The organism is Micromonospora sp. SCSIO 07396, from assembly GCF_053667945.1.
The window spans coordinates 1,619,063-1,645,667 of sequence record NZ_CM132210.1; the positions used below are offsets into that span (position 1 = coordinate 1,619,063).

Annotated in this window: 26 protein-coding genes and 1 riboswitch; of the genes, 18 read left to right on the forward strand and 8 right to left on the reverse strand. The window is 71.9% G+C overall.

Annotated elements, in window-relative coordinates; genetic code table 11:
• The first annotated feature begins 95 nt into the window (after positions 1-95).
• On the forward strand, positions 96-857 hold the full coding sequence (locus ACWCHM_RS07200) for a response regulator transcription factor (RefSeq protein ID WP_454221805.1): 762 nt from the start codon (positions 96-98) through the stop codon (positions 855-857).
• 11 nt (positions 858-868) lie between these two features.
• Entirely contained in the window at positions 869-2,323 is a 1,455-nt protein-coding gene (locus tag ACWCHM_RS07205) for a sensor histidine kinase (RefSeq protein ID WP_454221806.1), read from the forward strand.
• Here ACWCHM_RS07205 and ACWCHM_RS07210 read toward each other — a convergent pair.
• Complete coding sequence (locus ACWCHM_RS07210; RefSeq protein WP_204961672.1) at positions 2,296-3,024, reverse strand: response regulator transcription factor; 729 nt, start codon at positions 3,022-3,024, stop codon at positions 2,296-2,298. The two genes, ACWCHM_RS07205 and ACWCHM_RS07210, sit on opposite strands and share 28 nt — an antisense overlap.
• A 198-nt stretch (positions 3,025-3,222) precedes the next feature.
• Between ACWCHM_RS07210 and ACWCHM_RS07215 the strand changes: the two genes are divergently transcribed.
• The 11 genes from ACWCHM_RS07215 to ACWCHM_RS07265 all read left to right on the forward strand — a co-directional run bounded on the left by ACWCHM_RS07215 (position 3,223) and on the right by ACWCHM_RS07265 (position 14,412).
• Positions 3,223-5,463, forward strand: coding sequence for an MMPL family transporter (locus tag ACWCHM_RS07215; protein WP_454221807.1), 2,241 nt, complete (start codon positions 3,223-3,225; stop codon positions 5,461-5,463).
• A gap of 117 nt (positions 5,464-5,580) precedes the next feature.
• The gene (locus ACWCHM_RS07220) at positions 5,581-6,306 is read left to right on the forward strand and encodes an LmeA family phospholipid-binding protein (protein WP_454221808.1); all 726 of its coding nucleotides are present in this window, start codon (positions 5,581-5,583) and stop codon (positions 6,304-6,306) included.
• 170 nt (positions 6,307-6,476) lie between these two features.
• A complete protein-coding gene (locus tag ACWCHM_RS07225) occupies positions 6,477-8,000 on the forward strand; it encodes an amidohydrolase family protein (protein WP_454221809.1) in 1,524 nt (507 codons plus the stop codon).
• A 120-nt stretch (positions 8,001-8,120) separates the two neighbouring features.
• Positions 8,121-8,447, forward strand: a complete 327-nt coding sequence (locus ACWCHM_RS07230) for a PadR family transcriptional regulator (protein ID WP_204961676.1) — start codon at positions 8,121-8,123, stop codon at positions 8,445-8,447.
• A complete protein-coding gene (locus ACWCHM_RS07235) occupies positions 8,444-8,800 on the forward strand; it encodes a DUF1048 domain-containing protein (protein WP_204961677.1) in 357 nt (118 codons plus the stop codon). Before ACWCHM_RS07230 ends, ACWCHM_RS07235 begins: the two co-directional genes overlap by 4 nt.
• Position 8,801: 1 nt before the next feature.
• On the forward strand, positions 8,802-9,107 hold the full coding sequence (locus tag ACWCHM_RS07240; RefSeq protein ID WP_454221810.1) for a DUF1048 domain-containing protein: 306 nt from the start codon (positions 8,802-8,804) through the stop codon (positions 9,105-9,107).
• A gap of 8 nt (positions 9,108-9,115) precedes the next feature.
• Positions 9,116-9,307: a hypothetical protein gene (locus tag ACWCHM_RS07245; RefSeq protein WP_454221811.1), complete on the forward strand. Its 192-nt coding sequence runs from the start codon at positions 9,116-9,118 to the stop codon at positions 9,305-9,307.
• A 264-nt stretch (positions 9,308-9,571) separates the two neighbouring features.
• Complete coding sequence (kdpF, locus tag ACWCHM_RS07250) at positions 9,572-9,661, forward strand: K(+)-transporting ATPase subunit F (RefSeq protein WP_074475088.1); 90 nt, start codon at positions 9,572-9,574, stop codon at positions 9,659-9,661.
• Positions 9,661-11,316, forward strand: coding sequence for a potassium-transporting ATPase subunit KdpA (gene kdpA, locus ACWCHM_RS07255; protein WP_454221812.1), 1,656 nt, complete (start codon positions 9,661-9,663; stop codon positions 11,314-11,316). The genes kdpF and kdpA overlap by 1 nt, the downstream gene beginning before the upstream one ends.
• 20 nt (positions 11,317-11,336) lie before the next feature.
• Positions 11,337-13,529: a potassium-transporting ATPase subunit KdpB gene (gene kdpB, locus ACWCHM_RS07260; protein WP_281896120.1), complete on the forward strand. Its 2,193-nt coding sequence runs from the start codon at positions 11,337-11,339 to the stop codon at positions 13,527-13,529.
• 1 nt (position 13,530) lies between these two features.
• Positions 13,531-14,412 (forward strand): potassium-transporting ATPase subunit C, encoded by an 882-nt coding sequence (locus ACWCHM_RS07265; protein WP_454221813.1) that lies wholly within the window; start codon positions 13,531-13,533, stop codon positions 14,410-14,412.
• 185 nt (positions 14,413-14,597) lie between these two features.
• Here ACWCHM_RS07265 and ACWCHM_RS07270 read toward each other — a convergent pair whose 3' ends face one another.
• The gene (locus ACWCHM_RS07270; protein ID WP_454221814.1) at positions 14,598-15,185 is read right to left on the reverse strand and encodes a TetR/AcrR family transcriptional regulator; all 588 of its coding nucleotides are present in this window, start codon (positions 15,183-15,185) and stop codon (positions 14,598-14,600) included.
• A gap of 81 nt (positions 15,186-15,266) precedes the next feature.
• Between ACWCHM_RS07270 and ACWCHM_RS07275 the strand changes: the two genes are divergently transcribed.
• From ACWCHM_RS07275 to ACWCHM_RS07285, 3 genes are all read left to right on the forward strand, one after another.
• The gene (locus ACWCHM_RS07275) at positions 15,267-16,160 is read left to right on the forward strand and encodes an SDR family NAD(P)-dependent oxidoreductase (RefSeq protein ID WP_454221815.1); all 894 of its coding nucleotides are present in this window, start codon (positions 15,267-15,269) and stop codon (positions 16,158-16,160) included.
• A gap of 18 nt (positions 16,161-16,178) precedes the next feature.
• A riboswitch (cobalamin riboswitch) is annotated at positions 16,179-16,377 on the forward strand.
• Between the two features lie 37 nt (positions 16,378-16,414).
• Complete coding sequence (gene bluB, locus ACWCHM_RS07280; protein WP_454221816.1) at positions 16,415-17,047, forward strand: 5,6-dimethylbenzimidazole synthase; 633 nt, start codon at positions 16,415-16,417, stop codon at positions 17,045-17,047.
• 85 nt (positions 17,048-17,132) lie between these two features.
• A complete protein-coding gene (locus tag ACWCHM_RS07285) occupies positions 17,133-17,477 on the forward strand; it encodes a hypothetical protein (RefSeq protein WP_088645963.1) in 345 nt (114 codons plus the stop codon).
• Here ACWCHM_RS07285 and ACWCHM_RS07290 read toward each other — a convergent pair.
• A complete protein-coding gene (locus ACWCHM_RS07290; RefSeq protein ID WP_454221817.1) occupies positions 17,449-18,063 on the reverse strand; it encodes a TetR/AcrR family transcriptional regulator in 615 nt (204 codons plus the stop codon). The genes ACWCHM_RS07285 and ACWCHM_RS07290 overlap by 29 nt on opposite strands.
• Positions 18,064-18,165: 102 nt before the next feature.
• Between ACWCHM_RS07290 and ACWCHM_RS07295 the strand changes: the two genes are divergently transcribed.
• Positions 18,166-19,236, forward strand: a complete 1,071-nt coding sequence (locus tag ACWCHM_RS07295; protein WP_454221818.1) for a hypothetical protein — start codon at positions 18,166-18,168, stop codon at positions 19,234-19,236.
• A gap of 327 nt (positions 19,237-19,563) precedes the next feature.
• On the opposite strand, the gene ACWCHM_RS07300 is transcribed toward ACWCHM_RS07295, so the two are convergent.
• Positions 19,564-21,432: a sensor histidine kinase gene (locus tag ACWCHM_RS07300; RefSeq protein ID WP_454221819.1), complete on the reverse strand. Its 1,869-nt coding sequence runs from the start codon at positions 21,430-21,432 to the stop codon at positions 19,564-19,566.
• Positions 21,425-22,114, reverse strand: a complete 690-nt coding sequence (locus tag ACWCHM_RS07305) for a response regulator transcription factor (protein ID WP_204961701.1) — start codon at positions 22,112-22,114, stop codon at positions 21,425-21,427. The genes ACWCHM_RS07300 and ACWCHM_RS07305 overlap by 8 nt, the downstream gene beginning before the upstream one ends.
• 136 nt (positions 22,115-22,250) lie before the next feature.
• Between ACWCHM_RS07305 and ACWCHM_RS07310 the strand changes: the two genes are divergently transcribed.
• The gene (locus ACWCHM_RS07310) at positions 22,251-23,552 is read left to right on the forward strand and encodes a hypothetical protein (RefSeq protein ID WP_454221820.1); all 1,302 of its coding nucleotides are present in this window, start codon (positions 22,251-22,253) and stop codon (positions 23,550-23,552) included.
• 124 nt (positions 23,553-23,676) lie between these two features.
• Here ACWCHM_RS07310 and ACWCHM_RS07315 read toward each other — a convergent pair whose 3' ends face one another.
• From ACWCHM_RS07315 to ACWCHM_RS07325, 3 genes are read right to left on the reverse strand one after another with little or no spacing between them, the layout of a single operon-like run.
• Entirely contained in the window at positions 23,677-24,501 is an 825-nt protein-coding gene (locus tag ACWCHM_RS07315) for an ABC transporter ATP-binding protein (RefSeq protein WP_454221821.1), read from the reverse strand.
• A gap of 43 nt (positions 24,502-24,544) precedes the next feature.
• A complete protein-coding gene (locus tag ACWCHM_RS07320; RefSeq protein WP_454221822.1) occupies positions 24,545-25,567 on the reverse strand; it encodes a FecCD family ABC transporter permease in 1,023 nt (340 codons plus the stop codon).
• Positions 25,564-26,589, reverse strand: a complete 1,026-nt coding sequence (locus ACWCHM_RS07325; RefSeq protein ID WP_204961708.1) for a FecCD family ABC transporter permease — start codon at positions 26,587-26,589, stop codon at positions 25,564-25,566. Before ACWCHM_RS07325 ends, ACWCHM_RS07320 begins: the two co-directional genes overlap by 4 nt.
• Positions 26,590-26,605: the final 16 nt, after the last annotated feature.

A 26,605-nucleotide genomic window follows, 5' to 3' on the forward strand; every position in this document is an offset into this window, starting at 1 on the left:
AGTGAGCGGAATCGGACGGCGCATTCAGCCAATCAGCAGGCGATGAGAAGCTTGTCGCAGGGGCATCGGCGGCGACGGTGCGGCATGGTTGAGCGGTGACAACCGCGAACCGCTCCGGTCCGGGGCGATCGGGTGAGGTCGGCCCGCGCGCCGCCGGACTCGTCGCTCTGCGTCCGGCCCGGGTGCTGGTGGTCGAGGACGAAGCGGCGATCGCGGAGGTGCTGATCGCGATGCTGTCGTTCGCGGGCTTCACCGTACGGGCGGCGGCGAGCTGCGCCGAGGCGCGGGTGCTGGCGCGCGGGTTCAGGCCGGAGCTTGCGGTGCTGGACGTCATGCTGCCCGACGGTTCCGGTCTCGATCTCTGCCTGGAGCTTCGGGCCCGCGACGAACAGTTGTCGGTGCTGCTGCTGACCGCCCGCGACGGGATCGAGGACAAGGTGACCGGCCTGGCGTTGGGGGCCGACGACTATGTGACGAAGCCGTTCAGCACCGCTGAGGTGGTCGCCCGGCTGAACGTGCTGTTGCGCCGTACGGTGTCGGCGGCGGAACCCGCCACGTGCCTGCGGGTGGGGGATCTGGAGCTGGACGAGCAGACCCACCGGGTCGTCCGCGCCGGTCGGTCGATCACGCTGTCGCCTACCGAGTTCCGGCTGCTGGAGTACTTTATGCGGCACGTCGAACTGGTGCTGTCACGCCGTCAGATCCTGCGCGAGGTGTGGGGCTACGAGGGCGGCGACACCTCGGTGGTGGAGAAGTTCGTCAGCCAACTGCGCGGCAAGATCGACGCGGACGGCGTGCCGCCGCTGCTGCACACCGTCCGGGGATTCGGTTACGCGATGCGGGAGCCCTCGGCGTGAGGCTGCCGGCGGTGCCGCGTGTCACCAGCGCCTGGCAGGGGCTGCGGGGGCGTCTGCTGGCCGGGACCCTCGCGCTGCTCGCCGCCGGGCTGCTCGTCGCCGACGTCACCGCCTACGCCGCGTTGGAGACGTTCCTGCGTAACCGGCTCGACGCGACCCTGGAGTCGGTGGCGGACCGGATCGGTGACCAGGTCGGCAGGGACAGCGACGTTAAGATCAGCTGGGGCACGGTGCGGATGCTGACGCCCAGCACCCAGTACGTCGCCGTGGTGGGTGACGACGGGTCGCTGCTGGTGGCGCACGAGGCGGTGTCCGCCAACGAGGATCTGACGCCGCCGGTCCTGCCGGACTTGATCAGGGCCACCTCCGGGCCGTTCACCGCCGCCAGCACGGGCGGCGGCCCCGGTTACCGACTGACCATCATCGACCTTTCCGGCGTGGCCGCGGGGATCACGCTGAGCATCGACGGCCTACGCGTGCGGCCGGCCGCCCTGATCGTCGGGATCTCCCTGGCCGACGTGGACGCCACGCTCAACCGCCTGCTGCTCGTCGAGGTCATCGCCTCCGCGGCGATCCTCGCGGCCGGGGTGCTGACCGCGAACCTGGTCCTCGGGATCGGTCTGCGGCCGTTGCGGGTCGTGGCCGACACCGCACGAGCGATAGCCGGCGGACAGCGTGGCCGCCGTATCCCGGTGCCGCATCCGCACAGCGAGATCGGTCGGGTGGCGGCCGAGCTCAACGCGGCCTTCGGCGCGCGGGAAGATGCCGAGGACCGGGTGCGCCGCTTCGTCGCCGACGCGTCACACGAACTCAGGACACCGTTGACCACCGTCGGCGGCTGGAGCGACCTCTACCTCAACGGCGGCGTCGCCGACGGGGAGCAGGTGGACCTGGCCATGGCGCGCATCAGTGCGGAGACCACCCGGATGCAGCGCCTGGTCGAGGAGTTGATCCTGCTGGCCCGGCTGGACGCCCGCCGGCCGCTGGAACGGATGCCTGTCGACGTCGGTGCCGCACTCGGCGGCCTGGTCACCGATCTCCGCATGATCGAGCCCGGCCGGACGATCTCACTTCGGGTGGAGCCGCCCCACGCGATCGTGCCGGGCGACGAGACGTCGCTCGTCCAGGTGATGCGTAACCTGCTGGGCAACGCCGTCCGGTACACACCGGCGGGCAGCCCGATCGACGTCGTCGTCGCCCACGCGGGCGACCGTCTCGTGATCCTCGTCCGGGATCACGGGCCGGGCCTCGACCCGCTGTCGATCGCCCGCGCCTTCGAACGTTTCTGGCGGGCCGACGGCGGTCGCGTGGCCAACGGTGGCAGCGGTCTGGGGCTCAGCATCGCGCGGGAGATCACCGAGCAACACGGCGGGACGCTGAGCCTGCACGACCGGCGGGACGACGGGGGAGGCCTGGAGGCACGCGTCACCCTGCCGGCTCACGGTGCGCCGTCACGCACCGTGTAGCCGAATCCGCGTACGGTGTGCAGCAGCCCTGGCCCGATCTTGCGGCGCAACTGGCTGACGACCTTCTCCACGGCCGTCACGTCGCCGAACTGATGCCCCCACACCTCGCTGAGCAGGTGCTGTTTGCTGACGACAAGTCCAGGGCGACCCATGAGGTAGGTGAGCACCCTGAACTCGGTCGGTGTCAGCTCCACGTCGTCTCCCTGGCGGCTCACCCGGTGACTCCGCACGGCCACCTCCAGGTCGCCGACCCGGAGCACCGGATCGACCGTCTGGTCGGGCCGCCTGGCGTCCAGACGACGCAGCAGCACGTTGAGCCGGGCGATCACCTCGGCGACACTGAACGGTTTGGTGATGTAGCCGTCCGCCAGACCGAGCCCGGTCAGCCGGTCGCTGACGGCGTCGCGGGCCGTCACGAACAGCACGCCCAGCTCAGGCTGAACCTCCCGTAACGAGTCGCAGAGATCGAAGCCGGAGCCGTCGGGGAGCAGGACGTCCAGGAGGGCCACCCGGGGCCGGTATTCGGCGGCGACCTGTCGGGCCTCGGCACCCGAGCGCGCAGCCCGTACCTCGAACCCGGCGAACGTCAACGTCGCCGCCAGCACCTCGACGATGTGCGCCTCGTCGTCGACCACCAGGATCCGGGCCGGCGTGCCTGGCCGGCTGGGGTGCAGGAGGGAGGTGGGGCCGGTGGTACTCATCGGCCCATGATGCCGCAGCGGCCCTCAGACAACCGTCAGCCTCAGCGGCGGCTGCCGGTAAGCATCCGCTGGTTCGCTGAGCTACGTGGCAACGACAACGGCCGTGCGGCCCCGCAACGACGAGTCCCGGGTGAGCGCAGCGAGATGACAACCTTCCTCTACCGGACGGGCCGGTTCTGTGCACGTCACGCCCGCGCGGTGACCGTCAGCTGGGTCGTCCTGGCCCTGGCGCTCATCCTCGCCGGCAGCCGTTTCGACGGCGGCAACGCCGACGCCATCGCGGTCGACGGCAGCGACAGCGCGGTCGCGCAGACCCTGCTGGACCGGGCGTTTCCCGGTAGGTCGGTCGACCCCAGCCCGGTCGTGGTCGAGGCGCCGAGCGGCAGACTGACCGACCGGACGTACCAGGATGCCCTGCAGGCCACCGCGGAGAGGATTCGCGCAGTCCCGGGCGTCGGCACGGTGAGTGGTCCGCCGGCCGCCGGCACCCCCGCCCTCAGCCCGGACGGCCGCATCGGCTACCTGACCGTGACACCACAGTCGCGATCCGCGGCGACCCTCGATCTCGCCGAGCAGGTACGGGAGGCGACCGCCCCGGCCACCGACGCCGGGCTGGACGTGTCCATCGGCGGGCAACTGGGCCAGCGACTGTCCAGGAGCCCGGTGCACACCAGTGAGCTCATCGGCATCGTGATGGCCGTCATCGTCATGCTGCTGGCCTTCGGATCGGCCGTCGCCATGGGGGTCCCCATCCTCACCGCCGTCCTGTCCGTCGGAAGCGGTCTGGCCCTGCTCAAACTGCTGGGCAACGCGGTCGACATCCCGACGGTGGCGGCCACCCTGGCCACCATGATCGGCCTCGGGGTCGGCATCGACTACGGACTGTTCCTGGTCGTACGGTTCCGACGCCTGCTGGCCGGTGGCCTGTCGGCCGAAGAGGCCGCCGCCCGTACGACGGCGACATCCGGCGGGGCGGTCGTCTTCGCCGCCGGCACCGTCATCATCGCGGTGTGCGGGCTGGCCCTGTCCGGCGTCTCCTTCGTCGGCTGGCTGGGATACTCCGCCGCCATCGTCGTGGCCGTCAGCCTGGGATCGGCCGTCACCCTCACACCGGCGATGCTCGGCTGGCTCGGTCCCCGGATCAACCGGTTCTCCCTGCCGGGCAGCCGGCACACCACCACCGGTGCCGATCACGCAGGACTCGACACCACGCTCTGGGCCCGCCTGGCCGTACGCGTGGCGAAACGGCCCCTGCTGACCGCGCTGGCCGCCACCGCGGTGCTGCTCGCGCTCAGCGCCCCGGTGTTCGCCCTGCGGCTCGGCCAGATGGACTCCGGGAGACTGCCCACCTCCACCGAGTCGCGCCGCTCCCACGACGCCCTCGCCGAAGGCTTCGGGCCCGGCGCGAACGGCCCGCTGCGGGTCGTCGTCGAGATGGTCGATCCAGCCACCGCCCCGCCCGGCGCGAAGACCGTGGCCGGCCAGGACCCGCGGGCCCAGGACCCCCGTCTGGTCGCGCTGGGTGCCGCACTCGCCGACACCCCCGGCGTACGGGAGGTCAGCGCCCCGGTCGTCAGCGCCGACTCCGCCGTGGCGGTCTTCAACGTGACCGGACAGACGTCGCCCTCGGACGACAGCACGGTCGAGCTCGTGCACCGGCTTCGCGACACGACGCTGCCGCAGGCCCTGACCGGTGAGGACGCCGAAGGTCACGTGGGCGGGCTGACCGCCACCAAGGCCGATCTGGCCGAGCGCATCTCCCAGCGGCTGCCGCTGCTGATCGGCGCCGTGGTGGTGTTCGCCTGTGTGCTCGTGCTGCTCGCCTTCCGGTCGCTCTGGCTCGCCGCCAAGGCCGCCGCGATGAATCTGATCTCCATCGCCGCCGCCTACGGCGTCGTCGTCGCGGTCTTCCAGTGGGGCTGGGGGATCCATCTGCTCGGCCTGGACGGGCCGGTGCCGATCGAGTCCTACGTGCCGATGATGATGTTCGCCATCCTGTTCGGCCTGTCCATGGACTACGAGGTCTTCCTGCTCAGCTCGGTGCAGGAACACTGGCATGCCACCAGGGACAACCGTCGGGCGGTGAGCCTCGGACTCGCCGACACCGGCCGGATCATCAGCAGTGCGGCCCTCATCATGGTGGCTGTCTTCGCCAGCTTCCTGATCAACTCGAACCCCGTCGTCAAGATGTTCGGACTCGGACTCTCGGTCGCCGTGGCGGTCGATGCCACCATCGTGCGTTGCCTGCTCGTGCCGGCGGTGATGGTGCTGGTCGGTGACCGGCAGTGGCAGTTGCCCCCGCTCCTCGACCGGTTCCTGCCCAGCATCTCGATCGAGGCCGACCCGGCGGCCTTCGACAGGCCTCCGGCCGGGGCCGCCGCAGGAGAGCCCCTGCCGGCCGGTGACGACCGTACGGCCGTGTTCACCGGGGACCGGTAGCGCGCCGGTTCGACGACTTCGCCCCAGGTCCCTGCCCTGTGCACCGCCATGGTCCAGCGTGCCGGCCGGCCTGGTCCGGCGGGGGCCACAGTCCTGACTCACCTGGAGGTATCGGCCGTGCACAGAAAATGGATCATCGCCGGAGCACCGGTCGTGCTGGTGCTGGGCATCGGGTTCACCGCCGACCGGGTCGTCGCCGGCGACGCATCCGACCGTCTCGCCGCCCGGCTGCAATGCGCCGCCGGGCTCAGTGAGCCGCCCGAGGCCGACTTCGGGGGCGGCCCGTTCCTGATCCAACTGGCTCGCGGGACCTTCCGCACCGTCCACGTCCGGGTGCCGCAGGTGACGGTGGGCCGGTTCTCCGCGGCGGTGGAGGCGACCGCGCACGACGTGCGGCTGCCCGGCTCCGGGGGGATCAGCGCCGGGTCGGTCGTCGCCGACGTCACCCTGCCGTACGCCCAGCTCGGCACGGCCGCCGCCCACGGCTCCCCGGGCCCGACGAGCCCGGCCGGCTACGGCGCGGACGACGCCGGACGACTCACCGTGCAGATGCAGATCCAGTTGCTCGGGCGCTCCCAGCAGGTGACGGTGTACGCCGATCCCGAGATCGTCGACGGGGTCCTGCGCATCGAGCCCGAGGAGGTGGAGATCCCGTTCCTGGGCGTCCGGCTGCCGGCCAGCCGTCTCGGCGACAAGGCCCAGTCGCGTACGGTCGATCTGCCGACGCTGCCCGCCGGCCTCGTCTACCGGGGGGCCGCCGCGACCGCCGACGGGCTCCGACTGACGATCACCGGGAACGACGTCCGTCCGGCCGGGAGCGGCTCCGGGACGGCGTGCCGGTGAACCTCTCCCGGGATGCGGGTGTCCCGTCGCCTGGTGGCTGCGGCGGGACCCGAGAGTCGCAGCAGCGGCCAGGCGGTGAGGGCCTGGACGCTGACCCGGGTGTCGCCGGTGGTCCGGGCAGGTCCGACGACTCAGCGAAGCCGCGCCGTACCCGTCGTCGCTTCCTCGCCATGGGTGGGGGCGTCATCGTGGCCGCCGCGGTAGGTATTCCGGCGACCCGGGCGCTCACCAGGAGGGAGCCCGACCGGGTCGTGTTCCCGACGGCGTCGCCGATCCGGATCGACAACGTCACGGTGATCGATCCGGTCGACGGTTCCCGGCGTCCACACCGGTCGGTGCTGGTGCGCGACGGCCGTATCACCGCCGTGACCGGCTCCGCGGCGGCCACCGCCGGGGACGTGCGCGTCGTCGATGGCGGCGGCCGCTTCGCCGTCCCGGGCTACAACAACATGCACGTCCACACGTTGCAGGGCGGCGACGCCCGGGGCTACCTCGCGACGATGCTGGCCGAGGGCGTCACCGGCATACGCCAGATGGCCGCCTCGGAGGAGCTGTTGCGCTACCGGGCGCAGCACCGGCTGCCGCTGACCGAGTACGCCCCCGCCCTGCTCGCCATGCCGGGAGCACTGCTGTCGCCGTTCAACGCCGGATCCGCCGACGACGCCCGGGCCGAGGTCGAGCGACAGAGGAAGCAGGGTGCCGACTTCATCAAGATCGTCGTGTACGACCGCGAGCCCTTCCTCGCGGCGCTCGAACAGGCGCGGGAGGAGGGCCTCCCGACGGCCGGGCACCTGCCGCCCGACGTGAGCGTGACCGAGGCGTCCCGGCTCGGCTACCACTCGGTCGAGCACCTCGGCACCGGCAGCAACATCTGGATCACCTGCTCCACGGAACGCGACACGTTGTGGGGCCGGGAGAAGCCGGCGCTGCCCGTACCGCAATGGGCGCTGGGCCTGCCACTTGCCGACGACGTCCTGGCCGGCCAGCAGAACAGGCGGCTGATCAATCCGGCCGCCTTCGCCAAGGAGGAAGCCGTAGCCCTGCTGGGGCAGGCTCTCGACACCTTCGACGAGGCCAGGGCGCGGGAGCTGGCCAGCACCTTCGCGGCCAACGGCACCTGGCAGACACCCACCCTCGTCCGCCTGCGTACCCAGTACCTCGCCGACGCCCCGGAATACCGGCAGGACCCCGGTTCCGCCCTGCTGTCCGCCGAGGAACGAGCCGAGCGTCAGGACGTTCTCAGGACCTTCGACGGCCTGCCGGCCACGACACGCGAGACCTACCGCAAAGCGTACGAGCTCTGTGTGCGCATGGTCGGCATCTTCCACGCCGCCAAGGTGCCCATGATGACCGGCACCGACGGTCAGGGCGCCACCCCGGGCCAGACGATGCTCCTGGAGTTCGGCGAGTGGGCGGCCGCCGGGATCCCGCCGCTGGACATCCTGCGCGCCGCCACGACCGCTCCGGCGGCGTATCTCGGCCGGTCTGACCGGATGGGCCGGATCGCGGCCGGGATGGACGCCGACTTCCTGCTGCTGGACGCCGACCCGCTCGCCGATGCCGCGAACCTGTCCTCGGTCTCGGCCGTGATCCGCGCCGGCCACCACCTCACCCGCGACCAGATCCGGGCCGTCGCCGCTCAGGCCGCCTCCGGCGACCACGCCGCAGGGCTCCGCACCGTCACCTGCTGCTGAAGCTGACTGCCGCCGCCCGTGGCGGGCGGAAATCCACCGGTGCCCGGTGGTACCGACTACCGGTATTCGGTGATACCGTGTACCAGTAGTTGGTGACACTGAATAGTGGAGGGGGGCGCGGTGGAGGATCTGACCGAGATGCTGAAGGGCACGCTTGAGGGCTGCGTGCTCGAAATCATCAGCCGTGAGGAGACCTACGGCTACGCCATCACGCGCCGCCTGAACGCGCTCGGCTTCGCTGACGTCATCGACGGCACGGTGTACACCATCCTGCTGCGTCTGGAACGCGGCAAGCTCGTCCAGGTGTCGAAGCGACGGTCCGAAGTGGGTCCGCCGCGCAAGTTCTACACGCTCAACGACGCTGGGCGCAGGGAGCTCGCGACGTTCTGGGCGAAATGGCAGTACGTCTCCTCGCGGATCGACAAACTCAAGGAGGGCGGGGCATGAGCTTCTGGGAGACCATCACGGGCAGCGATCTGACCCGAGACTGGAAAGCGTTCGAGGATCGGGCGCAGGCGTTGCCGGCCGACTATCAGGCGGCGTGGGGACAGATCACGGCGGGCCTCTTCCCGTACGGGAGCTTCACGGGCCGCAACCTGACCCCTGTCGCCGATGCCGCCCTCGGGTTGCTCGAAGAGGCCGCAGCCGACGGGCAGCGCGTTGACGAGGTGCTCGGCGACGACATCCCCGGCTTCGCAGCGGCGCTGGCCGGCGGAGCGGGGGCCCGCACCTACCGCGACCGGTGGCGGGAGCAGCTGAACCGGAACGTCGCACGCAAACTGGCCCGGTTGGGAGACTGACATGAGCATTCGAGACATCGTCGAGGGCAAGAAGCAGTGGCGGGCGCACGTCGCCCGGGTCAAGGCTCTCCCGCCTGATTACCGGATCGTCTACCAGGAGATGCAGCGCTACCTGTTCAAGGTCGGGCCGACCGATCTGGTGGACGGGGGTCTGCTGCCCGGAATCGTCGACTTCTTCGAGGAGGGTGTCGCGGCCGGCAAGGGCGTTCTGGAGGTCACGGGCACCGACGTCGCCACCTTCTGCGACGATCTGATCAAGGGCACGCGCACCTACGCCGACATCTATCAGGAGTCCCTCACCCGCTAGGCAACCGCGTGTCCGGCGACGACCTGCCGCTGCTCCGTCGCGTACCGGAAGCCGCCGGCGGCACCCTCTCGGCAGCATGCCGCAGACAGCGGTTCTGCGGCATGCTGCCGGCCGAGCCGGAACGGGCCGGCAACGAGCGCGGCGAGACCAACCGGGTCCGCCGCACCGGCAGCGGGAAGCACGTGGTCCACCGTGAGTAGCCCGCGAAGCATGTGAGCCGTTTCACCTGATCAGCGTGCGGTGTTAAAGGCGCGTCAAGAAACGCCCGGACGGCGTGATGGTTGCGTTAACGACCCTGTTCGTCGCACGTCGGAGGCGTTGTGATTGCCCGGCGCGACCGGATGGCGGTCGTGACGATCTCATTGCCGGTCAGAGGAGTCAGCGGTGTCTGACGTGCTGTTCGTGGTGTTGACGGTGGGGCTGTTCGCAGCGCTCGCCCTCGTGGTGAGGGGTGTGGAGAAGCTGTGAGCGCCGTCAACGCCGTCGGTTTGGTGCTGGCGATCGGGCTGGCCGTGTTCCTGGTGGTCGCCCTGCTGTTCCCGGAGCGGTTCTGATGACCACGACGACAGCGGGCGTCGTCTTCGCCCTGTCCCTGGTCGCGGGCCTCGTCGCGGTCTACAGGCCGTTCGGCGACTACATGTTCCGGGTGGTGTCCGGCACCAGGCAGTCCCGCCTGGAGCGGGGCGTGTACCGCCTGGTCGGGGTCAACCCGGCCGCCGAGCAGTCGTGGGGCGTGTACGCCCGCAGCGTGCTGGCGTTCTCGGCGGTCTCGATCTTGTTCCTCTATCTGTTCCAGCGGGTGCAGGACAGGCTGTGGCTGTCGCTGGGCTTCGATCCGGTGGTGCCGCACGGCGCGTGGAACACCGCGGTGTCGTTCGTGACCAACACGAACTGGCAGTGGTACTCGGGTGAGTCGACCATGGGCCACCTGGTGCAGATGGCCGGCCTGGCGGTGCAGAACTTCGTCTCCGCCGCGGTCGGCATCGCCGTCGCGGTGGCGCTGGTGCGGGGCTTCGCCCGCAGCCGCACCGGCGAGCTGGGCAACTTCTGGGTCGACCTGACCCGGATCGTGCTGCGGATCCTGCTGCCGATCGCGGTGCTCGGCGCACTCGCCCTGATGGTCGGCGGCGTGGTGCAGAACCTGTCGGCCGGCACCGACGTGACCACCCTGACCGGCGGCAGCCAGACGATCACCGGCGGGCCGGTGGCCAGCCAGGAGGTCATCAAGGAGCTGGGTACCAACGGTGGTGGCTTCTACAACGTCAACAGCGCCCACCCGTTCGAGAACCCCACCTCGTGGACCAACTGGCTGGAGATCTTCCTGATCCTGCTGATCCCGTTCAGCCTGCCCCGGGTCTTCGGCCGGATGGTCGGCCAGAACCGGCAGGGTTACGCGGTCGCCGCCGTGATGGGCATCCTGGCTGTCGCCAGCGTCGCCCTGACCAACGTGTTCGAACTCGGCGGGCACGGCACGGTGCCGCAGGCGGTCGGCGCGGCCCTCGAAGGCAAGGAGGTGCGGTTCGACGTGTCGAACTCGGCCACCTTCGCCGCCGCCACCACGCTCACCTCGACCGGCGCGGTCAATTCGTTCCACGACTCGTACACGGCGCTGGGCGGCGGGATGCTGCTGGGCAACATGATGCTCGGCGAGGTCGCCCCCGGCGGTGTCGGCGCTGGCCTCTACGGCCTGCTGATCCTTGCGGTGATCACCGTGTTCGTCGCCGGCCTGATGGTCGGTCGTACCCCCGAGTACCTGGGCAAGAAGATCGGCTCAAGGGAGATCAAGTTCGCCTCGATGTACTTCCTGGTCACCCCCGTGCTGGTGCTGGCCGGGACGGCGGCGGCCTTCGCGACGGGTAACAACTCCACAGCCCTCAACGTCGGCCCGCACGGCCTGTCCGAGGTGCTCTACGCGTTCACCTCGGCGAGCAACAACAACGGCTCCGCGTTCGCCGGCATCACGGTCAGCACACCGTGGTGGAACACCGCGCTGGGCCTGTGCATGCTGCTCGGCCGGTTCCTGCCGATCATCTTCGTGCTCGCGCTGGCCGGCTCGCTGGCCCGCCAGAAGCCGACTCCCGCGTCCGAGGGCACCCTGCCGACCCACAAGCCGCTCTTCGTCGGGATGGTCGTCGGCGTCACGGTGGTCCTCGTCGCGCTCACCTTCCTGCCCGCGCTCGCGCTCGGCCCGCTGGCCGAAGGGCTGTGACCACCATGAGAGAGAAGGACATGACCACGTCCACGTCGGCACCGCACGGCACCGCCGACGCGGCCACCGCCGGTACACCCGCCACCCAGGGCAACCGGGTCGGCGGCGGTCTGCTCGATCCGAAGCAGCTGCTCCGGTCCCTGCCCGACGCGCTGCGCAAACTCGACCCGCGCACGTTGTGGCGCAACCCGGTGATGCTGATCGTGGAGATCGGCGCGCTGTTCACCACGGTGCTCGCCGCCGCCGACCCGTCGGTGTTCGCGATCGCGATCGCGATCTGGCTCTGGCTGACCGTGCTCTTCGCCAACCTCGCCGAGGCGGTCGCGGAGGGCCGGGGCAAGGCGCAGGCAGCCACGCTGCGGCAGGCGAAGAAGGACACCATCGCGACCCGGCTGGTCGGCTGGACGCCGGGGGCCGCCGCGAACACCTACACCGACGAGGCCGTGCCGGCACCGGAGCTCAGGCAGGGCGACGTCGTGCTGGTCGAGGCCGGCAACATCATCCCCGGCGACGGTGACGTGGTCGAGGGCATCGCCAGCGTCGACGAGTCGGCGATCACGGGGGAGTCCGCCCCGGTGATCCGGGAGTCCGGCGGCGACCGTAGCGCGGTCACCGGGGGGACCAAGGTCCTCTCCGACCGGATCGTCGTGAAGATCACGCAGAAGCCTGGCGAGAGTTTCATCGACCGGATGATCGCCCTTGTGGAGGGCGCCAACCGGCAGAAGACGCCGAACGAGATCGCGCTCAACATCCTGTTGGCCGCGCTGACGATCATTTTCCTGCTGGCCGTGGTGACCCTGCAACCGCTCGCCATCTTCGCCAAGGGCTACCAGGCCGCCGCGCCGGACTCCGGAGCGATCACCGACTCCGGGGTCACCGGCGTGGTACTGGTCTCGCTGCTGGTCTGCCTGATCCCGACCACCATCGGCGCGCTGCTCTCGGCGATCGGCATCGCCGGTATGGACCGCCTCGTCCAACGCAACGTGCTGGCGATGAGCGGTCGGGCGGTCGAGGCGGCCGGCGACGTCAACACGCTGCTGCTGGACAAGACCGGCACGATCACTCTCGGCAACCGGCAGGCCGCCGAGTTCCTGCCGGTGGACGGCGTGGACGCGGCCACCGTCGCGGACGCGGCCCAACTCTCCAGCCTGGCCGACGAGACGCCCGAGGGGCGCTCCGTGGTGGTATTGGCCAAGAACGGGTACGGGCTGCGCGAGCGCGAACCCGGCCTCATTCCGCACGCCACCTTCGTGCCGTTCACCGCGCAGACCCGGATGAGCGGCGTCGACCTCACCGCCGACGCCGGTCAGGACCCGGCGCGCCGGGTCCGCAAGGGCGCCGCCGCCGCCGTGATGAAGTGGGTACGCGAGAACGGCGGCCACCCCACCGAGCAGGTCGGGCAGATCGTCGACGAGATCAGTGGCATCGGCGGCACCCCCCTCGTCGTGGCCGAGCACGTCGACGGGGAACCGGCCCGCGCCCTCGGGGTGATCCATCTCAAGGACGTGGTCAAGGCCGGCATGCGCGAGCGCTTCGACGAGATGCGCCGGATGGGCATCCGGACCGTGATGATCACCGGCGACAACCCGCGTACCGCGAAGGCCATCGCGGACGAGGCCGGCGTGGACGACTTCCTCGCCGAGGCCACGCCGGAGGACAAGCTCGCGCTGATCAAGAAGGAGCAGGAGGGCGGCCGGCTGGTCGCGATGACCGGCGACGGCACCAACGACGCCCCCGCCCTGGCCCAGGCCGACGTCGGCGTGGCGATGAACACCGGCACGTCGGCGGCGAAGGAGGCCGGCAACATGGTCGACCTGGACTCCGACCCGACGAAGCTGATCGAGATCGTCGAGATCGGCAAGCAGTTGCTGATCACCCGGGGCGCGTTGACCACGTTCAGCATCGCCAACGACATCGCGAAGTACTTCGCGATCATCCCGGCCATGTTCGCCGGCATCTACCCGAGCCTGGACACGCTGAACGTCATGCGGCTGGCCAGCCCGGAGTCGGCGATCCTGTCGGCGGTCATCTTCAACGCCCTGGTGATCATCGCGCTGATCCCGCTGGCCCTGCGCGGTGTGCGCTACCGCCCGGCCAGCGCCTCGAAGCTGCTCAGCCGCAACCTGTTGCGCTACGGCCTCGGCGGCATCGTGGTGCCGTTCGTCGGCATCAAGCTCATCGACCTGCTCATCCAGTTCGTCCCGGGGATCTGACATGCGACTTCCCAGTTGGCTCACCCAACACCTGGCCGCCCTGCGCGCCGTACTCGTCTTCACCGTGCTGCTCGGCTTGGCCTATCCGCTCGCCCTGGTCGCGGCCGGGCAGCTTCCCGGCCTGTCCGGCACGGCGGACGGCTCCCTGATCACCGTGGACGGCAAGACCGTCGGCAGCGCGCTGATCGGGCAGTCGTTCACCGACGGGGACGGCAACCCCGTCCCGCGCTATTTCCAGTCCCGCCCGTCCGCCGCTGGCGACGGCTACGACCCGACCTCCACGGCGGCCGGCAACCTTGGCCCGGAAAGCGTCGTCGACACCCTCTCGACCGACCCGGAGGCAGCCTCCGAGAGCCTGCTCACCCAGGTCTGCGCCCGCTCCAGGGCGGTGGGTGCACTGGACGGGGTGGACGGACGACGCCCGTACTGCACACCGGACGGGGTCGGCGCGGTGCTTGCCGTGTTCCGCGCCGACGGGCTCACCGGCCCGGTCATCCGCGTGGTCAGCGTCAACCAGGTCGCCCCGGCCACGCCGTTCGTCAGCTCCTGGCAGGGCGTGCCTGTCGAACTGGCCAGGCCGGACGAGGACTACGTGGCCGCCGGCGGGCTGATCGTGCCGGTGCGGGGTGACGCTCCGGCGACACCCGCGGTGCCGGCCGACGCCGTCACCGCCAGCGGCAGCGGCCTCGACCCGCACATCTCCCCGGCGTACGCCCGGATCCAGGTGGCCCGGGTCGCGCGCGAGCGCGCCGCGGACCCCGCAGCGGTCCGGGCGCTGGTGGCGAAGCACACCACCGGCCGGTCGCTCGGCTTCATGGGCGAGCCCGGCGTGAACGTGCTGGAACTCAACCTCGCCCTCGACGAGAGGTTTCCCGCCCGCTGACGGACGACGTCGGGCAGGGCCGGCTCCCGGGTCGGCCCTGCCCGGACCTACCCACGGGCCACCGGCCGGCTCGTCGGCCCCGTGCCGTCCTCGGCCCGCCGACTACCGTCAGACTGCCGGACCCGGTGCTGCCGAGCCCACGTGCCGACCGGTCCCCACCGGCCGTCGAGTCCGCTGCCCGCCGGTCAGGTGTGCCGGTTCCTGACGGCGACCATGTCGACGAGGGTGTCGGTGAGGTCTTCGGCGCTGACGCCTCCCCACTTCGGGTCGGCGAGCTGGCCACTGGCCTGTAGGCCGGCGATTCCGTTGGCGCTGCTGATGAGCAGGGCCGCGTACCGGCGGGCGTCCTGCTCGCCCACCAGTTCGGCGACGACGGCCAGGAACTCGGTCTGGCTCCGCTGGGCGGCCCGGGCGAGTGCGGTGGGGTCGCCGGGCGGGTTGCTGAACATGAGCTTGTAGAGGTGCGGTTGACGGCGGCCGACGTCGACGAGTGCGAGGAGGCCGCCGCGGAGCTTTTCGGCGGCCGACAGGCCAGGTGTCGCGCGAAGGGTCTGCATGCGGTCCCCGAGCGTGTCCCAGGCCCGGGTCCCGACGGCGATCAGCAGGCTTTCCTTGTCGGGGAAGTGCCGGTAGGGCGCTCCGCGCGTCACTCCGGCGCGTGCTCCCACCGCGCGCAACGTCACTGCGTCGAGGCCACCGGAGTCGAGCAGCTCGGCGGCCGCTTCGAGCAGGGCGCGGCGGGTGGCGGCGGCTGATTCGGCGCGGCTGGTCACGCGGACGATGCTAGTCCGCCGGTGATGACTAAGTCACTTCACTCGGTTGACGTTGTCATCTGATTGGTGCAGACTTGAGAGATGACAACGTCAACTGAAAGTCGGGAACTCGTGGTCGTGACCGGCGCGTCGACCGGCATGGGTGCGGCCACCGCGCGGGAACTGGCCCGGCGTGGTTTCCACGTCCTCGCCGGCGTGCGGCGCGAGGGCGACGCCACGCCCCTGCGGACCGACCGCATCGAGCCGGTGATCCTCGACATCACCGACCCCGACCACGTCGCCGCGCTCGCCGCACGCGTCGGGCGGGATCCGCTGCCGCTGCGGGCGCTGGTCAACAACGCCGGCGTCCCCGGTGCCGGCCCGGTCGAGGTGGTGCCGCTGCACGAGTGGCGGCGCATCTTCGAGGTGAACCTCTTCGGTCACGTCGCGGTCACCCAGGCCCTGCTCCCCGCGCTGCTGCGCGGCAAGGGGCGCGTCGTCAACATCAGCTCCCTCAACGGCAGGGTCTCCATGGCCGGCTACGGTCCGTACGCCGCCAGCAAGTTCGCCATGGAGGCGATGAGCGACGCGCTGCGCAACGAACTGGCCTCGTACGGCGTGCAGGTGGTGGTGGTCGAACCGGGCGGCGTCAAAACCGAGATGTCCCGCGTCGGCCTCGCCGCCCTCGGCCGTCTCGACGAGACGATGACCCCGGAGCAGAACGAGCGCTACGGTGCCCTGATGCAGGCGATCCCCTCCCACGTGGCGGCGTTCACCAGGGCCGGGGTGACCTCCGCCGTCGCCGCGAAGAGGATCGCCGCGGCGGTGACCGACCGCAGGCCCCGCACCCGCTACACCATCGGCGCGACGGCTGCCCTCCTCATCCGGGCCTCCCGCGTCCTTCCCGACCGGATGCTCGACCGGATGACGACCTCCGACCTGCGCAGGCACTACCCGACCGGGAACCGTGGCCGCACCACCGCCACCCGTACGTGATCCACCGATAGCATCGGCGGCGGCATGATCGTGCGAGGTGCCCCGCAACTGCGGGGAGAATCGGGAAGCCGGTGTGAATCCGGCACGGGCCCGCCGCGGTGACCGGGGAGCGACCGTCCAGGCGCGAGGAGCGCAGCCACTGGCCGTACGGCTGGGAAGGCGGACGGGTCGGCGTTGATCCGGGAGTCCGAAGACCGGCCTCGCGTCGACCGCCCACCCGTCGGGGGTGGGCCGAGCGCAGCGGGAGCCTGCCTGTGGAACTCTACGACGCCATCCACCGCCGCCGGGACGTCCGGGCCGAGTTCACCGGGGAGCCGGTGCCGGCCGACACCCTGCACCGGATCCTCGACGCCGCGCACGCCGCGCCCAGCGTCGGCCACTCGCAGCCGTGGGACTTCGTCCTGGTGCGGGACCCTGCCGTCCGTCGTCGGTTCTACCGGCACGTGCAGGCCGAGCGGGCCACGTTCGCCGCCGCTCTGGACGGTGCCGCGGCCGAACGGTTCGCGCGCATCAAGATCGACGGGGTGCTGGAGTCGACGCTGTCCATCGTCGTCACCTACGACCCGCAGCGCGGGGGCCCGGCGGTGCTCGGGCGGCACGCCATCGCCGACGCCGGCCTCTACTCGGTCTGCCTGGCCATCCAGAACCTCTGGCTCGCCGCGACCGCCGAGGGGTTGGGCGTGGGGTGGGTCTCCTTCTACCGGGAGTCGTTCCTGGCCGACCTACTGGGTGTGCCGGCCGGCATCCGGCCGGTGGCCTGGCTCTGCGTCGGGCCGGTCACCCATCTGGAGGCCGTGCCCGACCTGGAGCGGCACGGGTGGCGGCGACGCCGGCCGCTCGCCGAGGCGGTGCACCATGACCGTTGGCTGCACCGGGCGACCGACTGACCGAACAGCTAATTCGGGTACGTCGATGCAACGGTTAGGCTGACGTCGCGCTCAGTCGTTACCTGGCTACGTTGGGAGGAGTTCCATGCGTACCACCGTCACGGCCCTGGCCACCTCCGCGCTTGCCGCCCTGGGCCTCGTGGCCGCCGGGGCCACGCCGGCCCTCGCCGCCGCCCCGGCGCCCTTCTGCGAGTCCGGCGCGTCGCAGTTCTACTGCGACGGCAGCAGCACCGGCACGACGACCTGGAGCATCACCTGGTACTCCGGCAGCGTCGGCACCTTCACGACCGCCGGGCCGACCCTCTTCGCCACCTGCCCGGCCAGCAACCTCGGCCACCCGGTGCGGGCCAGCTACAGCTACGTCGACGGGGGCACCACCCAGTACAGCGGCACCACCCAGTTCATCTGCCGCAGCGGCGCCTGGCAGTAGCGACCTGACCGTTCGAGGTGGGCAGCCCTTCCAGCTCGGTCCGCAAGGTCGCGAGTGCGGCGTCGATGATGTCGGCGAGCCGGCGACCGTCGTCGGTGTCGAGCCATGCGGCGACGGACACGTACATCAGGGTTCCCGCCGTCTCGGCGAGCAGGTCGGCCCGCAGCGGATCGAGGCCGCCGGCCCGGAAGCCGTCCCGCATCACCTGGGCCAGCATCGCGCGCTTGTGCTGGTCGCGTTCGCGCAGCCCCGGGTCGGACGCCACGATGGCGCGCCGCTGCCGCAGGTCGTCCTTGCGACCTTCGAAATACGTCTCGGCGAGCGTGCGCAGGCCCGCGACGATGAACGCCAGCGGTTCGTCTGCGGGCGCCGTGGCCATGAGTTGCTTGGCGTAGGCACCGATCTCGGCCTCGTCCGCGAAGAGCACCTCGCGCTTGTCGGCGAAGTGCCGGAAGAACGTGCGCGTCGTCAGGCCGGCCCGCGCGGTGATCGCCGGCACAGTGGTCGCGGCGAAGCCCTGCTCGGCGAAGAGTTCGAGCGCCGCCTGCCGCAGCCGCTCGCGGGCATCCGGTCGCCACCTGGCCATGGTCCCAGTGTAGTCGTGATGACATCGCATGTCGTCGCCGGTATGGTGATGACACGGCGTGTCGTCACTGGGGCGGATGCCGCACCAGGGCGGAGCTGTGCCATGACCGACGTATGGATCCTCGGCGGCACCGGCCGCAGCGGCCGCGCTATCGCGGCCGAACTGCGCCGACGGAACATCGAGCCGGTGCTGGTCGGCCGGGACGCCGAACGGCTCAAGGCCGCCGCCGGCGGGCTGCCGACGATGCTCGCCGGTACGGTCCGCGAGACCGTGGCCGCGATCCGCCGGGAGCGGCCGGCCGTGGTGGTCAACACCGTCGGACCGTTCATCGAGACGGCCCTGCCCCTGCTGGACGCGTGCCTCCCGACCGGCCACTACCTCGACCTCGCCAACGATCTGGCCTCGGTGTCGGCGGTCCTCGGCCGGCACGGCGAGTTGACGACAGCGGGACGCACGGCCGTCACGGGAGCCGGCTTCGGCGTGACCGCCACCGAGAGCGTCGTGGTGAAGCTCTGCCAGGGGCAGCCGACACCCCGGCGGGTCCGGGTCGACATGGTGCCCTCGTTGGCCACCGAGGACGGCGTCGTCGGCGACGCCCTCGCCGCCACGATCGTGGAGGGCATCCCCGGGGTCGAGGGCGGTGGGCGGTTCCAGGGCCGCCGGTACCGCGACGGACGACTCGCCCCGGCCCGTCTCGGCTGCGACCCGATGAAACTGGTCCTGCCCGACGGGTCCACGGTGACCACCGCCGGCATGCCGCTCGGCGAACTGATGGCCGCCCAACGGGCCAGCGGCGCAGCGGACGTGCTCGCCGCATCGAGCGAGGCCCCGTCCTCCCCGGTCATGCGCGCGGTGCTGCCCGTGGCGACCGCGCTGCTCGCGATCGGCCCGGTGCGCGCCCTCCTGCGGCGACGGCTCGCCACGGTAGCGACCAGGGCCCGCCCGAAGCCCCGCGAGCACTCCTGGGGCCACGCCGTCGTGGAATGGCCGGACGGCAGCATCCGCGAGGGCTGGCTGCGGGTCGGCGAGGCCCAGTCCTGGACGGCGACGGTGCCCGCCGAGGTGGTCCGGCGGCTGCTCGACGGGCAGGGGAAACCGGGCGCGTACACGCCGGCGGCGCTGTTCGGGTCGACCCTCGCCGACGCGTGCGGCGGTGCGTACCAGGTGCAGTGAACCGCTGACGGGTTCCCGTGACCGGCCAGCCGCCGGCCGCGACGAGCCGCCGACTCGCGCGCGGTCCGACGAGACCGCTCGTCCCGTGTCCGGTTGCATCCGGCTTCTGTGCGGCGTCGTACTGGCACCGGAGGCGGTCGGTCGTGAGGATGGGGAGGTGAGTTCACCGAAGCCCTCCGCCGGCCCCGGGTCCGAGCCGCAGCCGACCGTCACCCGGGGGCACGTCGACCGGCTCGGGATACGGGCGGGCTGGCGGGGCTGGGAGGTCGGCGCCGGTGGCCCCGGCATTGCGCAGGCGAGTCCCCACCCGGTCACTGCGGTGCGGGGTCAGGGTCGGTCGGGGAGCGGGGCTCCGTGCGGCGGGTCGGCCTGACCGGCTGCGGCCGGAAGGCGAAGGGTGAACACCGCCCCCGTCCCGACGGTGCCGGAGACCGCCGAGGTGCCGCCGTGTGATTCGGCGATCTTGCGGACGATGGCGAGCCCGAGACCGCTGCCGCCCGTCCGCCGGTTGCGGGATTTCTCGGCCCGCCAGAACCGTTCGAAGACGAGGTCACGCTGTTCCTCCGGAATCCCCGGCCCGGTATCAGCCACGACGATCTCGACGTACGCTGCCCGGTGTCGGGCGGAGAGCGTGACCCGGCCGTCGGCGGGCGTGTGCCGGATCGCGTTGGTGATCAAATTGCCGATGGCCTGCCGGAGCCGGATCGGATCGGCGTCGAGCGTGCCGGGTACGGCATCGACGACCAGCGTGACCCCGGCGGACTCGGCGGCGGGAGCGAAGGCGTCCGCGACCTCGCGCAGCAGCCTGGGCACCTCGACCTGTTGCCGGTGCAGTGTCAGCTCGCCCGCGTCGGCTGCGGCGAGATCCTGAAGGTCGTCGATGACGTGCTGGAGGAGCAGCGCCTCGTCCAGCAGCGAGCTGACCAGGTCCACATCGAGTTCGACCACCCCGTCCTCGGCTGCCTCCAGCCAGCCGCGGATGTTCGTCACCGGCGTACGCATCTCGTGGGCGATGTCGCCGACCATGTCGCGGCGCAGTTGCTCGACCCGGCACCGCTGTTCCGCCATCTCGTTGAACGCGGTGCCGAGCCGGGCGATCTCGTCGCGTCCGGCGACCCGCACCCGTGCCGTGGTGTCGCCGTTGCGCATCCGCCCGGCCGCGGCGGTCAACGCGTGTAGTGGTCGGACCAGCCGCACCCCCACCAGCACCGTGACGCCGACCGCGACGAGCAGCACCACCCCGGCCACCCCGAAGATCCGCAACCGGTTGGCCGGGGTGAGGTCGAACGCGCCGACCGGCGCCGGGGTACCCGGGTCGGTGACGAACAGCAGCACGGGCGGCGCGACGTGGCCGGCGATCTGGGTACGTCGGGCCCCGGCGACACAACCGTCGACGTCGTCGCGTCGTTCGGTGGCGATCAGGCCGGACCCGGCCGGGGTCCACTGTCCGTCGAGGTCGGTTCGCACCGCCGGAATCCGCTGGCGGCCCAGGCAGGTGTTGACCAGGTCGTCGAGCTGGTCCAGCGCTTGTCGTTCGGTGGCGGTCGGCTCGGCCAACGCGTCGAATTCCCCGGCGCACCGCGCGTCGCCGGTGACGGTGGCGCCCCGGGACGTGATGCGGGGCCGGCCGCTGGGGGCGACGACGATCTCCGCGTCGGTACGGACCGGAAGCAACCCTTCCGCCGCGGTCAGCGGTGCCGGGTCGAGCGGCCCGTGCAGACAGTCCAGTGCCCGCACCGCCAATCTGCGCAGCGCGGTCCGTTCGGCGTCCGGTAGCTGGTACGGGCCGGTGGCCCGCGCGTCGATGCCGCCGGCTCCCGCCGTGCCCGCCAGATCGGTGTCGACGTCGAGCGGGTCGACGGTGGCGGAGGCCCGCTGCGGCAGGGCTCCCGCACCGGACGCGGCGAGCGGGGTGCGGTTGCGGTCGGTCAGGACGATCCGTCGCTCGGTGTCGGCCGCGAGGGACCGCACCAGTGGCGACACGCCCGTCCAGTCGTGGTGTGTCGCGGCGTGCCCGAGCAGGGCGTCGTAGATCCGCGCGTCGTCGGCGAGCGCCCGGCCGCGTTCCTGTTGCAGCGCCCGGGTCGTGTCGCGTACGGCGAGCCAGGCGGTCGCCGAGATCGAGAGTACGGAGATGACCACGCTCAGGGCGAGCAGCCGGACCAGGAGGCTGCCGCGTCCGCACCACTCAGCCATCGGCGAGTTTGTACCCGATGCCGTACACGGTGAGCAGCCGTGCCGGCCGTCGCGGATCCGTCTCGATCTTCCGGCGCAGGTTCATCACGTGCACGTCGACCGTGCGTGCGGTGACGTACGAGTCGAGCCCGTGCAGCCGGCGGAGCAGCTGGTCACGGCTGAACGCCCTGCCCGGCTCCGCAGCGAACGCGCTCAACAGGGCGAACTCGCCCGGGGTGCACACCACCGGGCTGCCCGCGACGGTGACCTCGTGGCGTACCGGATCAAGGAGGAGGTCGCCCACCCGCAGCACCGGCGTGACAGGCAGCGCAGGCGTGGACCGGGTCCGGCGGAGCAGGGTGCGCACCCGCGCGGCCAGTTCCCGCGGGCTGTACGGCTTCGTCAGGTAGTCGTCGGCGCCCAGGTCCAGGCCCAGCAGCAGGTCGTCCTCGGTGCTGCGGGCGGTGACCATCAGCACCGGCACGTCGGAGTCCCGACGCAGGATGCGGCACACGTCGAGGCCGTCGACGCGCGGCATCATGACGTCCAGCACCAGCAGGTCCGGCGGGCGGTGGCGGATCTCGTCCAGGGCGGCCCGGCCGTCGTGGACCACCGACACCCGGTGACCCTCGTGCTCCAGGTACCGCCGGAGCAGTTCGGCCTGCTTGGGGTCGTCCTCGGCGACGAGCACGTTCGCGTTCACGGCGGCGAGTCTAGGAGGCGTCAGAACATCGAAACAGGTGGAGAACGGGACCACTACCGGATCACCACAGGTTCCTGACAAGGGTTCGCCAGGATGTGGCACGTACCAGCCCCCGGTCCCCGTGAAGGAGAAAAGGTTGTCATTGCTGAAGGGCCTGGCCGCAGTGGCCCTGGTCGCCGCCGGCCTCGTGCCCACGTCACCCGCTCAGGCGAACGACCGCACCTATCCGGTCAGGTCGCTCGACTACACCCTCGGCGACCGCGCGTTCACCGTCGCCGGTTTCCACACCGACGGCCCGGACTCGTCGACCCTGGCACCGATCGAACTGACCGGCAACGTGCACTACCCGGCCGCCGGCAACGGGCCGTTCCCGCTGGTGGTGCTCTCGCACGGCTACTGGTCCACCTGCGCCGACCGGGCTGCCGACGCCGAGGCGGCCCGTATCGAGAAGGAGTCGCCGGACGACTACTACGACGACCCGCGCTGGCTGGACGCCCTCCACCGGCTCTGGCAGTGGCCCTGCGCGCCCGGTGTCGCCGCACTGCCCAGCTACCGGGGCTACGACTACCTCGCCCGACAGCTCGCCGCCCAGGGAATGGTCGTCGTCTCGATCAGCGCCAACGGGATCAACGCCGGTCAGATCGGCACCGAGGCCGACAACGCGCGCGCGAAGCTCATCAACAAGCATCTCGCGCTCTGGACCGAACTGGCCCGCACCGGCCGTGGCGCCCTGGCCGGCCACTTCAACGGCCCGACCCCGGACCTCAAAGGCAGGATCGACTTCTCTCGTACGGGGACACTCGGCCACTCACGCGGCGGCCGGGCGGTGGCCTGGCACGCCGCCGACGTCCACCGCGCCGACCTTCCGGCAGGCGTACGCGTGGCCGGCGTCCTCGCCCTCGCCGCCGCCGGCTCGGGCACCGCCACCAACCCGGGTTCCCCCGATGCCAAGCTCTACCGGGTGACCTCGGCACCGCTCGCGGTCTGGGTCGGCGGCTGCGACAGCGAGCAGGGTCTCGACTATGCGAAGTTGGCGATCGGCCACACACGCGAGCCGGTCTACACCTGGCATGTCCGTGGCGCGAACCACAACTTCCTCAACACCCAGTGGTCCCCCGGCAGCGGGCAGGTCGGCGCCGTCGACGACCAGGGCTTCGGTCCGGCACCGGGCTGGTGTGGCACCCCGACGTTCCCGGACTGGGACCCGGACAGCGGCACCCCCGAACCGCCGATCGAGTGGTCACACGTGGCCCGCAAGCTGACCGAGACCGAACAGCGGCAGGTCAGCGCCGGATACGTCACCGCGTTCTTCCGTTCGGTGCTCCTGGGCGACCGGCAGGCCGACGCGGTCGTCAGCGGCGGCGTCCACCCGTACGCCTCGTTCACCGTGGTCGACGCCGAGAAGATCGTCCCCCGACCCCGGCGGGGCCCGCGCTAGCGCCGCACGGCGGTGAAGCCCCGTCGGTCATGACTGGTAGGTAGTGATGTCCAGGGCCGGGGCTTCCGCCGCCGACCGGGCGGGCTGCCGCATCGGCGGCCCGCCCTCGGCGGGGGTGGTCCGCTCATCCACCGGGCACCACCACGGGGCCGGTCGGGTGGGGGCGGGACGACTCGGGGAACACCGCGGGCGTGCCCGTCACCGGATCGGGCACGATCCGGCAGCGCAGCCCGAACACGTCGGCGACGAGGTCCGGGGTGAGCACCGTCGCCGGGCGGCCGGTCGTGACGACCTGGCCGTCGCGCAGCACCACCAGGTCGGTGGCGTAGCGGGCCGCCTGGTTGAGGTCGTGCAGGACGGCGACCACGGTCCGGCCGCCGGCGTGCAGGTCGGCGAGCAGGTCGAGGACCTCGTACTGGTGGGCGATGTCGAGGTAGGTGGTCGGTTCGTCGAGCAGCAGGACCGGGGTGTCCTGCGCCAGCAGCATGGCCAGCCAGGCGCGTTGCCGCTGGCCGCCGGAGAGTTCCGTCAGCACCCGGTCGCCGAGGTCGGTGGTGCCGGTGGCGGCCAGCGCCGCGGTGACCGCCCGTTCATCCTGCGCCGTCCAGCGGCTCAACGCCGACCGGTGCGGATGCCGCCCGCGCAGCACCAGGTCGGTGACGGTCATCCCCGCCGGTGCCTCGATGCCCTGGGGTAGCAGGCCCACGGTGCGGGCGTACTGCCGTCGGCGGTAGCCGCGCACGTCGCGGCCGGCCACGGCCACCCGGCCCGCGCTGGGCCGCAACACCCGGGCGATGGTGCGCAGCAGGGTCGACTTGCCGCACCCGTTCGGCCCGATGAAGACGGTGAAGCTCCCTTCGGCGATCCGCAGGGAGACGTCCCGGCAGACGACCCGACGGTCGTAGCCGACGGTGACCGAGTCCAGTTCGATCGTGGGCGGGGTGGTCATGGTTGCCTCCGGAATGGCGGTGTGGTGCGGGACGGGCGGCGGCTCACCCGGGCCGCCCTCGCCAGGTCCAGGCCAGAACGAGAGCCAGGTAGCCACCGCCGACCACGCCGGTGACCGCGCCGACGGGCAGCTGCTGCCCGGGGACGAGCCGCTGGGCGAGCTGGTCGGCGGCGAGCAGCAGCACCGCGCCGAACACCGCGCTGGTGGTCACCAGGGGAGCGGCGACGCGGGTGAGCCGGCGGGCCAGGTGGGGGGCGGCCAGGGCGACGAAGCCGACCGGCCCGGCACCGGCGACCCCGACGGCGGTGAGCGCGACCGCCAGGGCCGTCGCGGTGAGGCGTTGCCGGCGTACGGGTACACCGAGGCTGAGTGCCTTGTCCCCGCCGTTCTCGATGAGTCGCAGCCCCCGGGCCGCCAGCACGGCGGGTGGCAGCAGTGCGGCGAGCGCCCAGAGCAGCAGCGGCAGGTGCGTACCGCTGCCGTTGAGGCTGCCGACGAGCCACACGGCGGCGTTCTGCGCGTCGGTCACCTCGGCGCGGGTCAGCAGGTACGCGTTGACGGAGGTGAGCAGGGCGGACAGGCCGATCCCGACGAGGATGAGGCGTTGCCCGGTTCCGCCGAGCAGCAGGGCCGCCCCGGCGACGGCGGCACCGCCGAGCACCGCGCCCACGGTCGGGGTGAGTCGGGTGTCGTGGAGCACCAGCAGGACGACGAGTGCGCCGGTGGCGGCGCCGACGGTGAAGCCGACGATGTCGGGGCTGCCGAGGGGGTTGCGGCTGGCGCTCTGGAAGAGTGCGCCGGCCGCGCCGAGGGCGGCTCCGACGGCGAGTGCGGTGCCGATCCGGGGCAGCCGCAGCTCGAACAGGACGAACCGCAGGCCGGGGTCGCCGCCCCCGGTCAGCACCGGCCACAGGTCGTGCGGCGGGGTGGCGTACCGGCCGCTGGCCAGGGCGACGACGGCCAGCCCGGTGCCGAGGGCCAGCGCGACGAGGCAGGCCAGGGTGGCGCGGCGGGTGTGCCGGCGGCGGGTGCGGCGACCCGGGGCGCTGGTCGGGGCGGTGGTCATGGGCGGGGAATCCTCCGGGCGCGGACCAGGGCGATGAACACGGGGGCACCGATGGCGCCCATGACGATCGCGACCTCGATCTCTCCGGGGCGGGCCAGGAGCCGGCCGAGCACGTCGGCGGTGATCAGCAGGATCGGGCCGAGCAGGCAGGCGTAGGCGACGATCCACCCGAGCCGGGGGCCGCAGATCGCCCGGGCGGCGTGCGGGACGGCGAGCCCGAGGAAGCCGATCGGGCCGGCCACGGCGGTCGCGCCGCCGCAGAGCAGGGTGGTGGCGACCAGCGCGAGCAGCCGGGTGCGGCCGGGGCTGACCCCCAACGCGGTGCCGCCCTCGTCGCCGAAGCGCAACACGTCCAACGGCCGGATCACGCCGACGGTGACGAGCAGGCCGGCGAGCAGCGCCGGTGCCGCGGTGAGCAGGGCGGACGGCGGCTGGTCGGCGAGGCTGCCGACGGCCCAGAAGCGGTACCTGTCGAACGCGGTCTGGTCGATCAGGGTGACCCCGGCGACGGCCCCGGTCAGGCAGGCGCCGACGGCCGCGCCGGCCAGGACCAGCCGGCCGTCCTCGGCCCGGCCCGGCCCCCGGGTGCCGCCGATGGCGGTGACCAGGCCGGCGGCGAGGCCCGCGCCGAGCAGGGCGAGCAGCAGGTGTCCGCGTTGGCTGCTCACCCCGGCGAGGATGCCGGCGACCACGGCGGCGGCGGCTCCGGCGTTGACGCCCAGCAGCCCGGGGTCGGCGAGCGGGTTGCGGGTGAGGGCCTGCATCAGGGTGCCGGCCAGGGCCAGGGCCGCGCCGACGCAGACCGCGATCGCCGTACGGGGCAGCCGGACCTCCCAGACGATCAGGCCCGCCTCGCTGTCGTTGTGGGCGACGAGTGCCCGCAACACGGTGCCGGTCGTCAGGGGCAGTGCACCGACGGCGAGGCTGGCGGTGATCGCGGCCAGCAGGGCGAGCGCGCAGGCGAGCAGCCCGGCGGCGAGCAGGCGGGGGCGGCGTAAGCCGGCGGGGGTGGCGACCGACACTGTGACTCACTTCATG